Origin of the sequence: Nocardia sp. NBC_00881, from assembly GCF_045207455.1 — a bacterium.
Classification (GTDB): Bacteria; Actinomycetota; Actinomycetes; order Mycobacteriales; family Mycobacteriaceae; genus Nocardia.
In genome coordinates, this window is record NZ_CP108798.1 from 4,512,851 (window position 1) to 4,525,955 (window position 13,105).

Sequence of the window (13,105 nt, forward strand, 5' to 3'; positions counted from 1 at the left end):
TGCTTCCACGCCACGCTAGTTGTCGTGCAGGGAAACGAAGCCCCGGGGGAGAACGGTGTCCCCGGACGACCTTGCCGTGCCGACGGCGTCACCAGGGTCGATAACGAAGTCGTCACAATAAATCCGGCGCTGGCAAGCTACCGCAGACAAGTTGACCATCATCCGCAGTACGTCGGTCGCGATGTTGCCACACCGTACCCGTACGGAGTGACTCCGCAGTCCAGCAGCGGTAGCGAAAGCGTCGGAGCCGAACGGCGGAAAGGGGCGGTTGATGACCGATCTGACTGACACCGAAGTGACGCCACTGAGGCGGGCGGCGATGGACGCAGCGGCGGCGGGACGGGTTCGGGTGCTGGGCGGTCACTGGCTGCCAAAGGATCAACTCGACTCCGAATTGTTCTTCGACGACAACGACGGTTTGGGGGATGCAGTGAACCTTCTTCTCCAGGACTGGGCCATCCGGCTCGTCGATCCGAACGACCCCAGCGACTTCACCGAGCGACTCCACAGCGGAAACCTCACGGGAGATGAGAAGAGAACCTTTTACCTGAAGTGCCTAACCGTGCAAAAAGCCGTCTCCACTTACATCGACGGAATCATCAGTGATACCGGCGACGCCGCCATGATATGCGGCGCCCAGATAGCAGACGTGGCGTCCGCGATGGGCATCACCCGCCAAGGGGTGCAGAAGCGCTGGGGCCGACGGGCGAGAGGTTGGATGAAGGCCGCGGTCGTCATCTTCCGACCCGACAGTAGCTACGAATTCGACGACTCAGGCCGATCCTTCGGCGAGGTCGGGGTCCCCGACCAATACGACGGTGACCGAGGGTGGTGGCTGATCGGCAAGGAAGTGCGCGCTCGAGCCCGGTACGCCGTCGTCGGTGTCAACGGCACCGTGCAGCGCGTCTACGAGATCGACGCCGACAGCTGGATCCGCTCCGAGAACGGAAAATGGCAGTTCCGCGCTGTTGACGACCGCCCGCTTACCGAGGAGGAGATCTCCGCCGCCTATGCCACCGGATACCTGCCGATGGTGCCCGGCAATAGCTGCCAAACCCACCCACGCGCCGCCTACCGACCGCACTGGTTCCCATGAGACGCGGCGCGGAGGACGGTGCAAGCAAGGTCACTGACTGGTATCGCAGCTACCGGTTTGCGGCATAGAGGGCCGCGAGCACACCGCTCGAAGGCGCGGCAAAACAAGCACAGTAATCTCTTGTGACGTGAGCATCGAGGGAGCAGCAGCAGTCGGTATCGCCAACGTGACCGCGGACGGGACCGTACTGGACACGTGGTACCCGAACCCGCGGCTGGGCGAGTTCGCCGAGACCGGCACCAAGCGGCTGGACGAGGCGCCCGTCGAGTACGCGGCACTGCTCGGGTTCGACGAGGCGCGCGGGGTCGACGTGGTCGCTGTGCGCACGACGATCGCCGACCTGTCCGCCGCCCCGGTCGACGCGCACGACGTCTACCTGCGCCTGCACCTGCTGTCGCACCGTTTGGTCAAGCCACACGAAGTGAGCCTGGAGGGCCAGTTCGGGTTGCTGAGCAATGTCGTATGGACCAACCACGGGCCCGCCGCGGTGGAGGGGTTCGAGATCACCCGAACCAAGCTGCGCGCCCGCGGCCCCGTCACGGTGTACAGCATCGACAAGTTCCCGCGCATGGTCGACTACGTGATTCCCTCGGGTGTGCGCATCGGCGACGCCGGCCGGGTTCGCCTCGGTGCGCACCTGGCCTCGGGCACCACGGTCATGCACGAGGGCTTCGTCAACTTCAACGCGGGCACTCTCGGCTCGTCCATGGTCGAGGGCCGCGTGTCCGCGGGTGTCGTGGTCGGCGACGGCTCCGACATCGGCGGCGGCGCGTCCATCATGGGCACGCTGTCCGGCGGCGGCACGACGGTGGTCTCGATCGGCGAGCGGTCGCTGCTCGGCGCCAACTCCGGCCTCGGCATCCCACTCGGCGACGACTGCGTCGTGGAGGCCGGCCTCTACCTGACCTCGGGCACCAAGGTCACCACCCCCGACGGCACCTTGGTCAAAGCCGCCGAACTCAGCGGCCGCGCCAACCTGCTGTTCCGCCGCAACTCCACCACCGGCGCGGTCGAGGTCGTTCCCCGCAAGGGCACCGGCATCGAACTCAACGCCGATTTGCACGCCAACGACTGAGCGCTGTTCCGCCTCTCCGGGTATTCAGGCCGTACCAGTTGGGTGGCACGGGATTTTCGTTCAGGTCCTGCGTTGGGTGCCGCTCGTGTTTTGGGCGTTCCCGGTGAGTTACCCATGTGCTCACTGGTTGTGCCCCCGCTGGTCATGGCACCTAACCTATCGGCCTACCGGTGTCCGGTTGACACTTAGTCGTCAAGAAATCCGTTCACGTACCGTACCGGGCACAAACTACCCCGCCCGGTACCCGATCCGGTTTCACCGACGATCCGGCATTCTACCGCCATGATGCCACCGTCCGGCACGCCAGCCGCCGTCCCGGGCGGTCCGGTTCCCCCGGCGGCCCCGGGCGGGGTGTGCGCGGTTCCATGCCGCAGCGTGGCGAGAGAAGTCGGATATGGGCCGAGGCGAAGGGGCTGGCACCACCGTTGTTCACGGTGGTGCCAGCCCCTTCTGCGTAATGCCGCGCCGGGCACGGCGCGGCGTGGTCTCAGCTGGCCCGGCGGCGGGCTACTTCGTCCAGCGCTGATGCGAGTCGGTTCCCGATCAGTTCGGTGACGTCGGCGTGTGGTTGGTGCCGTCGGACGTAGGCGTTGCGCAGGACGCGTGCGGTGTTGCCTAGTTGGTCGGCGACTTTGGTGGCGTCGAGTCTGGCCTCGACCGCTTCGGTACCGACGTGTTTACGCAGACTGTGCGGTGTCACCCCGTCCGGCAGGCCCAGGGCGGCGGCCAGCCGCCGCCACCGGCGGCTCATGGATTTGAGGTTGCGTGTGGTAGTCCTGCCCGTTGGGGCGGGCCACCACATTGCCGGTGCGGGCCGGGACCGCCGGGGAGGCGGCCGGGGCGGGGGTGGTGTTCTTGGTCGGGCGGGCCGGTTTCGCCTTGCGGGGGGCAGGGGCCGCCGGGGCGGGGGCAGTAGCGGCCGGGCGGCGGCGGTGGCAGTGGTGGCGGTGACCCGGTAGCGACGCGGGGCCGCCGAGGTGAGGTCGGCGTGCCCGCTCTTGACCAACGCCTCGAGGGCGTTGCCGACCGCACCGGACGACCGACCGAGCCCTGCGGCGATCTCCCGGGGCGACTGTTCGCGGACCGGCTCGGCGGCCAGCGCGGCGGCTACCAACCGCCGCAATTCCCCGTTCGGCAGGCGACCAGCGGCGGCAGCGGTAGCGGTGGTGGATGTGGTGGACATTGCGGCTCCTGAAAATCCGTTCCGAATTTGTGCGCCGTTTCCGGCACACGTGCAGCGGGGCCGCCATTCGGATTTGATGCGAATTCCCCGGCGAATTCCGGGAACGGCTCGACGCTAGCTCGACCTCGAACGAGCTCACAACCCGAAAAGCGCACGAATTTCCCGGAATTTTTCCGGACAAGCACGAGTCCGACAGTGCAATATGAAGATGCGATTCGCGCGAACCCTTCCCGGTGCCTGCGACAGCGCGGTCCAACAATGACCGGCAGAGCAGAAGAAATGACAGTAAGAGGGAAGGAATGGCGAATCAGTACGGAAGTCGTGAGCAATAGGCGCAGCGCAGGACGTTGCCGAATGTGCCGGTCAGGCACCGGACGAGCATGTCTATACATCATTGTGTATAGACAATCCCCGCTCCTATCCAACCGGATATATGGCCTGCTACCTGCGCATTCCGGGTGTTGGGGTGGGTGGTTTTGATCCTCGCACCGAGTCACGCACGGAACCTCACCACCGAACGACCCACGGATCGACTGTCATCGAGCCACCCAGGCAGCCAGAATCTACAACCCCGAGAATAGGTCGAATTCTCCTGCGCAGACGACCGGGCTGCTTCGGAATTCCCGGGAAAGTTTCCGAACCACCACGGTGGATGTAACCCCACCATTCTCAGAAGCGGTGAAACCCCTACCTGCACACTAATCGATAATGATGCGAAATGCGGATCACCTTAATGCGCTCTATCGATTTTACAGCCTGGCGAACAATTTCGAGGGGCTGTCGGATTGCCAAACTCGGGACCTCACTCAGCCAGCCCAGTTGTGCCAGACCGACCGGACGCCGGTCGAAACCATCTCCCGCACCCTCACAGGTCGCAGATCAGCGGAGTAGGTCACGGGATCGGCTCCCAGCCACTCCACGGCCGGGGCCCGACTCGACCTCGCAGGCAATCGACACGGTGCTGGGCCTGCGCCGTATGCGCAGGGTTCGATCCAGCGGCTTGGGCCGCCATGCACGTCATGCGCAACTCGCGGATTCCGCGCAATAGTGAGAAGCCCGACCACGTGGTCACGTCGTAGCCATATTCGCGCCAGAATGCCTCATAGCGCGAGGTGGAAATCCAACCGAATGAACTGTGTTTGATCGCGGTCGAGGTCAGGTCCCATTCCGGCGGCCCGATCGAGGCGCGCTCCAGGTCCAGGAACGTCGTCACACCCAGGTCGACGGTGGTGACGACATTGCCCTCCCATGCATCGCCGTGGATCGGCCCCCAGGGCCGACCTGGATCCAAGCCTGCCCACTCCGCGTGCAGCTCGGATAGGCGGTCCCGCAGCCACTGCCGGTCGTCCGGCGAAATGGTGGCGGCGGCGTCAATCCGCTCGGTCAGGCGCACAAAAGGCTTCACTTCGTTCAAGAAACCGGGTGCTGGCAGCGAGTGAAGGGCTCGCAGCGCTGTAGCGATTTCTCGTTCGGTGCCTGGCCGGTGCGGGCCCAATTCGCGCCAAAAGGTGACCGGGCGCTCGTCGATGACAACGAGATCCGATCCGGTGCCCGCAGGCCGAACAGCCGCGACGGCGTTGTCCTGGAGCCATCCGGCCACCTCGAGTTCACGACGCGCTGCGGCTGATTGCCCGGCGCGGGCCACACGGACCACCAGTTGATGCTCAGGCAGTCGATAGATACCGTTCTCGGCCACCTTGATCGGGACCAGGTGAGGTGCGGCAATTCCCGCTGCTGCACAGGCTTTCTGCGCGATCTGCGCGATATCCGCATCGCTCACGACGACGCTGCCATGACGTCGACACCGGCCCGGCGAGCGTATCGGCGCAATTCGCTGACGTCTTCGGCTGCGCGGCGCGACCTCAGTGCGTTGGCACGGGTCAGCGCGGCTGACCCGATCGAGCACGCTTCGTCAGGATCTCCCGTGGCCATCACCAATGAGGCGAGCTTGATAGACGACATCGTGCGCGATCGTGCAGCCTGATCGGAGTGACCACGCACTGCGGTAGACAGGCGGTCCCGTGCCTCGCCAGCGAAACTGCCCTTCACCGCGATATCGAACAACGCGTGCCCTGTATCGCCTGCGTGTTGGGCTCGGTCGTAGTAGTGCATCCATACCGGATCGTTGGCAGGCGAGGCGTTGCTGAACTGCTCGTCGGCGTGTCCAACTGCGGTGAGAACGGCCTGGACCTCACCGAGCTTGGCTCGGACACGGGCCTCGGTGGTGTAGAGCATCGCCCGCTCGGTTGCGGTCAGGTGAGGAGCCAGGTCGAAGGCCTTCTGGACATGGGAGAGGCCGTCGTAGTTGTTGCCGATCCAGATAGCGTGGCGAGCCATCGAGAAGAGGACTTTCGCGTGCAGATGCACCGCGCCGGCCTGCTCGGCGCAGTCGTGGGCGAGCGTGAACATCTCCGTGGCATCGCTGTGTGCGCAGGCGTCGAAGGCCATGAACGCTGCGGTGTGAGCGAGGGATCCAACGGCAGAAAAGAGGTCGGCGCGCTCACCTGAGGAGCATTCGGCGCCCAGGTACCCCTGCGCGATGCGTAGCTGTGTTTTGACGACGTCGCGGACCAGTTCGCCTCCGTAAACGGCGTCCCATTTCGCGAATAGCTGTGCGGCTTCCCGGATTTGAGCTATTTCGACCGCGCCCACTCGTGAAGGCATGGGCGTGGCTCTGGTCTCGTCCAGCAAACGCATCATGCTGCCCGGCGAGACCACGGCGGTGGCGGCGGTGGCGGCGGCCACGCGCAGGAATCCTTGGCGGTCCACGTCGTCCACGGTATCCCTCTTCGGAAGCCTGAACCACAGCAGCTCCTCCGGGATATGCAGAATGGTTGCCCACCTGATCAGCTTGGACATGATCTCGGGTGCGTCGCCGGTTTCGATGCGACTCAGCGTGGCCTGCGAAATGTCAAGCCAGTTCGCGACATCGAGCTGGGTGATCGTGGCCTCGTGCATCGGGTGCGTGCGCCAGGCATAGATCACCCGGCCCATGTGCCAGGATGCGAGGGCATCGCGCATATGATCGCTGGCCCAAAACTCCGCTGGCATTACGGGTGCCCCGGTGGCGGGAGCTGTTCTTGCGCAGCTGCTGCATGTCTTGCCGGTGTTGTATCGACTCAAACGGTTACCGCACGCCGTGCAGTTCCGCTCACCTTCGCTCGTCCGCGTCATCCGCCCCGCTCCAGCGATCTCGCCGTCCCCAACGATTTGCCAGACGGTACCACCTGGGATACCCAGCGGATATACGACCGGCGTATATCCGCAGATGTCCGATATTCGTTGCCTGTATAGCCCTTTGGTGCCTTGCCCAGCGATCGTCGTGGTGTCCGTTACGAAATCTCCGGAAGGGGCGACATGGCGCTATCCCTCGTGGTGCCGATCCTCGGGCCACCGGCGTCCGGCAAGACCACATTGACCCTCACACTCGGCAGGGATCCAGATCGGCACGTGTTCCGCCTCCGGGAACATGTGCCACCAGAAGTCGTCATGGCCACCGCGAGCAACGGTCCGCGAGATCTCGGCTGGATCGATGAATCCGTTGTGGCCCCTGCTGTTCGCGCCTACATGGAGACGGTGGTCGAAGATCCTCAGATCCACACGGTGTTGATGGACAACTACCCCGGTACCGCAGAGCAGGTTCACACGCTCCTGGGCATCATCGAATCCCTCACACCCCGGTGCGCTATCGAACCGGTCGAACTCGTTCTCGATCCCAAGGTTCGGCGCAAGCGAGCGCAGGCCCGCCGCGTCTGCCACAGATGCGAGCACGACCCTGCCGCCGACCCGCGCATCCCGGCGGCCGCCTCCAAGATCGGCGGATGGATCTGCGCGAACTGCAACGCCCTGCTGCACCCTCGCCGCGGCGACTCACCGACTCTGTTCGCCGCCCGCAGCCAACGCCACCACGACACCGTCAATCACGTGCGCGCCGCATTCACCAAGGCAGGCATCGCCACCACAACCCTCGACGCCGCAGCTGCGGCCCCCACGATCGCGAATCGCGTCGAACCACTGCTGATCGCTAGGAGCACCACCGCGTGACCACCTCGAGCACCACGCCGCTGCCATTCCCGATCGCGCGGCCCTTCCGCCCCGAAACCTACGGCAAGAACAGCTACGGGCACGCCCGGATGCCCCGCAACACCACCCAGCCGGAACCGAACCGCATCGACAAGGTCGCCTACGGGCGTTTCCGGAACCTCTACCTCTACATAACCGAAGCGTGCCAGCTCCGATGCGATCACTGCTACATGGGTGAACGTCTCGAGCGGGCATTGAAGATGACTCCACAGCAGATCGTGGACACCTTGACCACCTGGCGGCAGCTCGGCAGCGACAAGCTCACCATTCTCGGCGGAGAAGCGACCCTGCACCCGTGGTACGTCGACGCGATCAAGGCCTCTCGGGCCATCGGCTACCAACACGTCATCACCACCACCAATGCACAGAAGATCGCGCAGAAGAAAGTTCGCCAAGCTTACCCCGGACGACTTCGCCTACGTGCAGGTCAGCATGGACGGCGGTAGCGCGACGACCCACGACACCGTGCGCGGGGAGGGCACCTTCGACCAGGCGATGGAAACCAGCGCCGAGCTGTGCGCGCGCGGATTCGACACACGCATCATCTGCACGGTCAACAAGGCCAACGAGGGCGACGTCCTGAGGCTGCTCGAAATTGCCGATGAGATCGGCGCCAGCCTGGTGAAGTTCCACGTCTTCTCCACGATCGGCACCGGACACGGCAACGCCGACATGGCGATGACGCCGCCCGAGTGGGTCGACTTCTGCGCACGGCTCGAACAAGTCGCGCCCGAGTACAAGTCGCGGGTCTGGTTCCAGCCCACCTACGCCCGAATCGACCAGATGGGTCGATACGCCGACGAGGGATACCAGGGATGCATCGGCCGGACGCTGGACCGGATCTCGGTGTTCCCGGATGGCCGCGCCTACATCTGTTCCTACCTCTTCGACACAGATATGTACTTCGCGAAGATGCAGGACGGCCAGGTCCTCATCAACAGAGAGACATCCGGCAATGAGTTCGACCTGTTCACCCTGCCTCTGACCAACAGCGCATGCAGCGGCTGCAAGGCCACGGCCTGCCTGGGTGGGTGCCCCGCCGAGAAGGTCGTCATGGGGGAATCGTCCTGCTCTGCCTACCCCGACATCGTGCCCGTCTGTCGACTGTGGAAGTCCAGCGCCAAGCCTGAGTAGGAGACCCCCATGCACACCATGGGTACAATTGTCGAGCCCCTTCGCACCCTGGATTGGAATGACGTCGAAGCCGTCGACTCGGCCACCCGAAAGGCCTTCGACCACCTGGCAGGAAACAAGTATCTGCTGCGCCGGGCACTGAATGCGCTGCCGCACAATCCCGACCTCACTCCGCTGTGCGAGCACTACGACATCCTCGACAAGATCGTGCTGCACGACGATCCGGAATCCGGAATCCGGTTGCGGCTACACATCTTCGGACCCGACTATATCGACCGTCCTCACAACCACCGGTGGACCTACGCCAGCAACATCCTGCGCGGTGAATACCGCCACCGCATCTACGGTGAGGCCAAGCTCAACACCAGCATCGACGTCTCGATGTTGCGCGCCGTGCATGTCCGCCACGAACAAGTCGGCGCCAGCTACGCGCTGCACCACAGCGCCATTCACGCCGTCGTCGCGGAACCGGGAACCGTGTCTCTGGTGCTGCGAGGTCCTGCGATCAACGACCGGTTCCTCGTGATGGACGCCAAGACCGGCCAGTCGTGGTGGCAGTACGGCGCGACCCAAGAATCCCTCGAAGACGCCGCGAAGAAGCGTATGTCGCCGCAACGCCTCGAGGAGCTGACTGCCTTGCTCGGTGAATGGAACCTCATCTGAGCAAGGCCGGGAACGGTGGAGTCGTCGAGACAACCGTGAGAGGCGGCGCCCCCACCGTGACCACTACCAGCCGTACAGCGAGATGGTGTCCCCGGAAGCGATGCGATCCAACGCTTCTCGGCAGTACGGAATCATCTCGTCCGGCAACGCGTCGACCGCGAACCACTCCAACGAGTCGCACTTGTCCGGCTCACGGTTGTCCGGCACACCCTGCCATCGAGCGACCCGGAAGAAGAACGCCACCCGGCCACCAGATGAGGAGTTGTGCATGACGTGCACGAACTCGACATCACCCGGCGCGATCTCGACACCGATCTCCTCGGCCGCTTCCCGCACCAGCGCGTCGACCACGGACTCATCGGCCTCGAGATGCCCCGACGGCGGGTGGTAGGCACCGTCTGCGAAACCCGTATTGGCGCGCCGACCGAACAAGATCCGTCCCTGTTCGTCGGTGAGCAGCAGGTGCACGTCCCCGATCAGTTTGTGCCGCTCGACGCTGGCCACAGCCATCTCCAACCCCGTTCTCTCGATGCGCCCGACCTGAGCGCGAGGCCGACCGTAGGCCAATCACCACCAAATGACTATGCGCCCGACGCATATCGCACCCGGAGTCCCAATGACGACCCAACCAACGCGCTACAAGCGCAGTAGCCAGCTGCGGATATTGCCCCGCAGCACCCCGGAACACGTCCGTGCCGTGGCCACCGTCTGGGAGGCGGCCAGCCTCGGCCGCCGCGACGCGCGCATACCAGAAGGGCACCGCACCGGCTACCGCCGAATGAACGCCTCTATCCCCTCCGGCCGTCACCGGACAGGGGAATGACGGGATGGATCCGACAAACCTGCCCGACCCACATCGAGCCGACACCGAACCCATGGACCTGCTGCCGCTGTTTGACCTCTACCACGCCATTCAGGACCTGGCCGACTGCGGCCTCTTGACGATCACCGATGATCCGACGGAAGGAAAATGAGATGTTCTGGGCATCTATCTGCATCCTCGCGCTCGCGGGCGGCACCGTCGCGCTGCTTGCCAGCATCCTGCCCGTTTCCCCCCACAATCTGGAGCCCAGCTGTCTTCGCGTCGTCCGCCGCCGTCGCCGGAACTTTCAGCTGGCCGAGCTTGCGCCACTCGACCACTCCGCGCCGGATGAACCGATGTCAGTCGCTGATGCCCATCGGGTCCAGCAGATACACGTCGCGTGCCCGCCCTGGCTGTGCCCAGCCAAGACGGTTGCGATGTATGTCCTCACCGCCAACAACCGCCGCACCCCCAGCAGGACGATCCTATGAACATTCCCCACGAGCAATCGCTGCTGCCCAAGCGTGACCCCTTCACCGGTCCGCCCATCGAGTTGGCGCCGAGTTCCACGTACAAGCGAGACGCGGCAACTCTGGCCAAGGTGATCGCTGGACTCGCCAGCCTCAACCCTCCCAAACCCGCGTGAGGGCACATGGGCTCCAGCCCGTCCAGGGCGCGCCTCCGGAGGCGTGCCTGCGACAGGGTGGCCACGAGATAGTCCCAGTCCTCCGACCGGCGCGCGGTGTGGTTGCTGCCCAACCGTTGTAGCTTGTCATCAAACCTGCCATTTAATGGCTGACGTCGCCCAACCACGTTCGCGGACCCCAACGCTACCGATCACTATCGGTACACGAAGAGGCGAACGCACGGCATATCCACAGGTCAGGGGTTCACGGCGTCAAGCGCACCCAACCCTGTTTGTTCTTGACAACAGCACCAGCCGTAAGCTAAGCCGATGTGAGTACATGGAGTTACCCATGTGCTTGCGAAATCAGTTGGTGCGTTGGGATTGCGGATCGATCCGCGCGGGACGGTTCTCGAGCCCAGATCCGCACCAACCGCGCGACGGCGCCGGGTGATTCGGGGCGGCTGCCTCGCCTTCACCCGGCCGGCGCGGGGCTTGAGACAGCTTCGTCCGACTGTGCCCACTAGGCGGCGTCGGCGGCGAGGCCGAAGGCGATGATGCGGTGGGGGTGGATGCGGATCATTTGGCGGGAGACGCCGGAGATGTAGGGGTCTATGTCGGTCAGCGCTTCGGCGCTGCCGCGGATTTCGAGGCAGCGGACGCGCCAGGGTTGGATCGAGGCGACGTCGTCGACGACGAAGGCGACATGGTCGTTGGTGGCGAGATTGCGGAATTTATACGAGGCGCCCATGTTCCAGCCGGCGATATCGATGGTGCCGAACTCGGCGTTGTAGTGAAAACCGACCGGGTTGTTCTGCGGCGTGCCGTCGGGCCGGACAGTGGCCAGGCGGCCGAGGCGCTGGGTGCGCAGGTAGTCGATCTGTTCGGGCGTGAAGGTCGATGTCATACCCGCGACCGTAGAACCTCTACCTAACTCGAGGTCAACCCCGCGGTGCGCGCTCAGCCGAGCAGCTTCTTCTGCACCTTGCCCATCGCGTTGCGCGGCAGCGTGTCCACCACCCGAATCTCGCGCGGGCGCTTGTGCACCGAAAGCTGCTCGGCGACATGGTCGATCAGTGCGCGCTCTGTTGCGCTGTCGCGCAGCACGACGAAGGCGGTGATGCGCTGGCCGAGATCATCGTCGGGCAGCCCTACCACCGCGACCTCCGCGACCGCGGGGTGCCCGAGCAGCACGGTTTCCACCTCGCCCGCCCCGACGCGATAGCCGCCGGACTTGATGAGGTCCACCGATTCCCGGCCGACAATGCGATGGAAGCCGTCCGGATCGATGGCGGCGACGTCACCGGTTTTGAACCAGCCGTCGTTGGTCCAACTCTCGGCGGTCACCTCCGGCCGGTTCAAATAGCCGTCGAACAGCATACGGCCGCTCACTTGGAGGCCGCCGATACTCTGGCCGTCGTGCGGCACCGTGGCGCCGTCCTCGTCTCTGAGCCGGGTCCGCACGCCGCGCACCGGCGTGCCGACCCAGCCGGGCCTGCGCTCGCCGTCGGCCCGGGTGGACAGGGTGATCATGGTTTCACTCATGCCGTAGCGCTCGATCGGCGCATGCCCGGTGAGTTCGCGCAGCTTTTCGAAGACCGGCACCGGCAGCGGCGCGCTGCCGGAGATCAACAGCCTGGCGCCGGCCAATTGCTTTGCCGCGTCCGGGTCGTCGACCATTCGCGACCATACGGTGGGCACGCCGAAGTAGAGCGAGCCCTTGGCCGAGGCGTACGCGGCCGGGGTCGGTTTGCCGGTGTGCACCAGCGGGCTGCCCACGCGCAGCGGGCCGAGCACACCGAGAATCAACCCGTGCACGTGGAACAACGGAAGACCATGCACCAGAACGTCTTTCGCGGTCCATGCCCAGGCGTCGGCGAGCGCGTCCAGACCCGCCGCCACGGCGCCGCGATTGAGCACGACCCCCTTGGGAAGGCCGGTGGTTCCCGAGGTGTAGAGCACGAAAGCCGATGTCGCGGGATCGGGTTCGGGGTATGTGTGCCAGGACCTGGCATGCCGCCGCACCGGGACCACGGGCAGCGCGGTGTTCTCCGGCGCCTTTCCGAGCCAGGCCTGCGCGCCTGAGTCGGCGAGAATGTGCGCCAGCTCGGCGGTGCCCGAGTCCGGCGGCACTGGTACCACCGTCACGCCCGCGATCAGGCAGCCGACCACCGCGAGCACGGTGGTGACGGTCGGCTCGGCCAGCACCGCGACGCGCTCCGCCCTGGCGACACGCTCGGCCACCGAGGTCGCCGCGCCGAGCAGGTCGCTGCGCGACAGTGCCGCACCGTCGATCGTCACGGCATTCGGAATGTCCGCTCCGCCTGCGACGGCGAGCGGATCAAGGGAACTGAGCAGCAGGGGCGGACCGAACGACATTCGACCACGCTACTGCGCCGACCCCGCGCACTGTCACGACATCCGGCCGAGCGCCGCGCGCGACC

15 protein-coding genes are annotated in these 13,105 nt (G+C 65.1%); 9 read left to right on the top strand and 6 right to left on the bottom strand.

Going from position 1 to position 13,105, the window contains the following annotated elements:
• Nucleotides 1-271: 271 nt before the first annotated feature.
• On the top strand, nucleotides 272-1,096 hold the full coding sequence (locus OH799_RS18830; protein ID WP_406265648.1) for a hypothetical protein: 825 nt from the start codon (nucleotides 272-274) through the stop codon (nucleotides 1,094-1,096).
• A 127-nt stretch (nucleotides 1,097-1,223) separates the two neighbouring features.
• Entirely contained in the window at nucleotides 1,224-2,171 is a 948-nt protein-coding gene (gene dapD / locus OH799_RS18835; protein ID WP_406265651.1) for a 2,3,4,5-tetrahydropyridine-2,6-dicarboxylate N-succinyltransferase, read from the top strand.
• A gap of 487 nt (nucleotides 2,172-2,658) precedes the next feature.
• Here the strand turns inward: dapD and OH799_RS18840 are convergent, their stop codons facing one another.
• The 3 genes from OH799_RS18840 to OH799_RS18850 all read right to left on the bottom strand — a co-directional run bounded on the left by OH799_RS18840 (nucleotide 2,659) and on the right by OH799_RS18850 (nucleotide 6,405).
• A complete protein-coding gene (locus OH799_RS18840; RefSeq protein WP_406265653.1) occupies nucleotides 2,659-3,354 on the bottom strand; it encodes a hypothetical protein in 696 nt (231 codons plus the stop codon).
• An 892-nt stretch (nucleotides 3,355-4,246) separates the two neighbouring features.
• A complete protein-coding gene (locus tag OH799_RS18845; protein ID WP_406265656.1) occupies nucleotides 4,247-5,134 on the bottom strand; it encodes a phosphotransferase family protein in 888 nt (295 codons plus the stop codon).
• A complete protein-coding gene (locus OH799_RS18850) occupies nucleotides 5,131-6,405 on the bottom strand; it encodes a helix-turn-helix domain-containing protein (RefSeq protein ID WP_406265659.1) in 1,275 nt (424 codons plus the stop codon). Before OH799_RS18850 ends, OH799_RS18845 begins: the two co-directional genes overlap by 4 nt.
• 306 nt (nucleotides 6,406-6,711) lie before the next feature.
• Between OH799_RS18850 and OH799_RS18855 the strand changes: the two genes are divergently transcribed.
• Genes OH799_RS18855 through OH799_RS18870 form a run of 4 tightly spaced genes read left to right on the top strand, consistent with a single transcriptional unit; the run spans nucleotide 6,712 to nucleotide 9,234 of the window.
• The gene (locus OH799_RS18855; protein ID WP_406265662.1) at nucleotides 6,712-7,398 is read left to right on the top strand and encodes a hypothetical protein; all 687 of its coding nucleotides are present in this window, start codon (nucleotides 6,712-6,714) and stop codon (nucleotides 7,396-7,398) included.
• Nucleotides 7,395-7,883 carry a radical SAM protein gene (locus OH799_RS18860; RefSeq protein ID WP_406265665.1) on the top strand — a complete coding sequence of 163 codons (489 nt, stop codon included), beginning with the start codon at nucleotides 7,395-7,397 and terminating at the stop codon, nucleotides 7,881-7,883. The genes OH799_RS18855 and OH799_RS18860 overlap by 4 nt, the downstream gene beginning before the upstream one ends.
• Nucleotides 7,870-8,571 carry a hypothetical protein gene (locus OH799_RS18865; RefSeq protein ID WP_406265668.1) on the top strand — a complete coding sequence of 234 codons (702 nt, stop codon included), beginning with the start codon at nucleotides 7,870-7,872 and terminating at the stop codon, nucleotides 8,569-8,571. Before OH799_RS18860 ends, OH799_RS18865 begins: the two co-directional genes overlap by 14 nt.
• Before the next feature lie 18 nt (nucleotides 8,572-8,589).
• On the top strand, nucleotides 8,590-9,234 hold the full coding sequence (locus OH799_RS18870; protein ID WP_406265670.1) for a hypothetical protein: 645 nt from the start codon (nucleotides 8,590-8,592) through the stop codon (nucleotides 9,232-9,234).
• 63 nt (nucleotides 9,235-9,297) lie between these two features.
• Here OH799_RS18870 and OH799_RS18875 read toward each other — a convergent pair whose 3' ends face one another.
• Entirely contained in the window at nucleotides 9,298-9,744 is a 447-nt protein-coding gene (locus tag OH799_RS18875; protein WP_406265672.1) for an NUDIX domain-containing protein, read from the bottom strand.
• Between the two features lie 106 nt (nucleotides 9,745-9,850).
• On the opposite strand from OH799_RS18875, the gene OH799_RS18880 reads away from it, so the two are divergent.
• The 3 genes from OH799_RS18880 (at nucleotide 9,851) to OH799_RS18890 (ending at nucleotide 10,682) form a co-directional block, all read left to right on the top strand.
• Nucleotides 9,851-10,057, top strand: coding sequence for a hypothetical protein (locus OH799_RS18880; RefSeq protein ID WP_406265675.1), 207 nt, complete (start codon nucleotides 9,851-9,853; stop codon nucleotides 10,055-10,057).
• Between the two features lie 152 nt (nucleotides 10,058-10,209).
• On the top strand, nucleotides 10,210-10,527 hold the full coding sequence (locus tag OH799_RS18885; protein ID WP_406265678.1) for a hypothetical protein: 318 nt from the start codon (nucleotides 10,210-10,212) through the stop codon (nucleotides 10,525-10,527).
• Entirely contained in the window at nucleotides 10,524-10,682 is a 159-nt protein-coding gene (locus OH799_RS18890; protein ID WP_406265681.1) for a hypothetical protein, read from the top strand. The genes OH799_RS18885 and OH799_RS18890 overlap by 4 nt, the downstream gene beginning before the upstream one ends.
• Nucleotides 10,683-11,184: 502 nt before the next feature.
• Here the strand turns inward: OH799_RS18890 and OH799_RS18895 are convergent.
• Both OH799_RS18895 and OH799_RS18900 read right to left on the bottom strand, forming a co-directional pair.
• On the bottom strand, nucleotides 11,185-11,568 hold the full coding sequence (locus tag OH799_RS18895) for a PPOX class F420-dependent oxidoreductase (protein ID WP_406265684.1): 384 nt from the start codon (nucleotides 11,566-11,568) through the stop codon (nucleotides 11,185-11,187).
• A 53-nt stretch (nucleotides 11,569-11,621) separates the two neighbouring features.
• Nucleotides 11,622-13,040: an acyl-CoA synthetase gene (locus tag OH799_RS18900; RefSeq protein WP_406265687.1), complete on the bottom strand. Its 1,419-nt coding sequence runs from the start codon at nucleotides 13,038-13,040 to the stop codon at nucleotides 11,622-11,624.
• Nucleotides 13,041-13,105 lie beyond the last annotated feature (65 nt).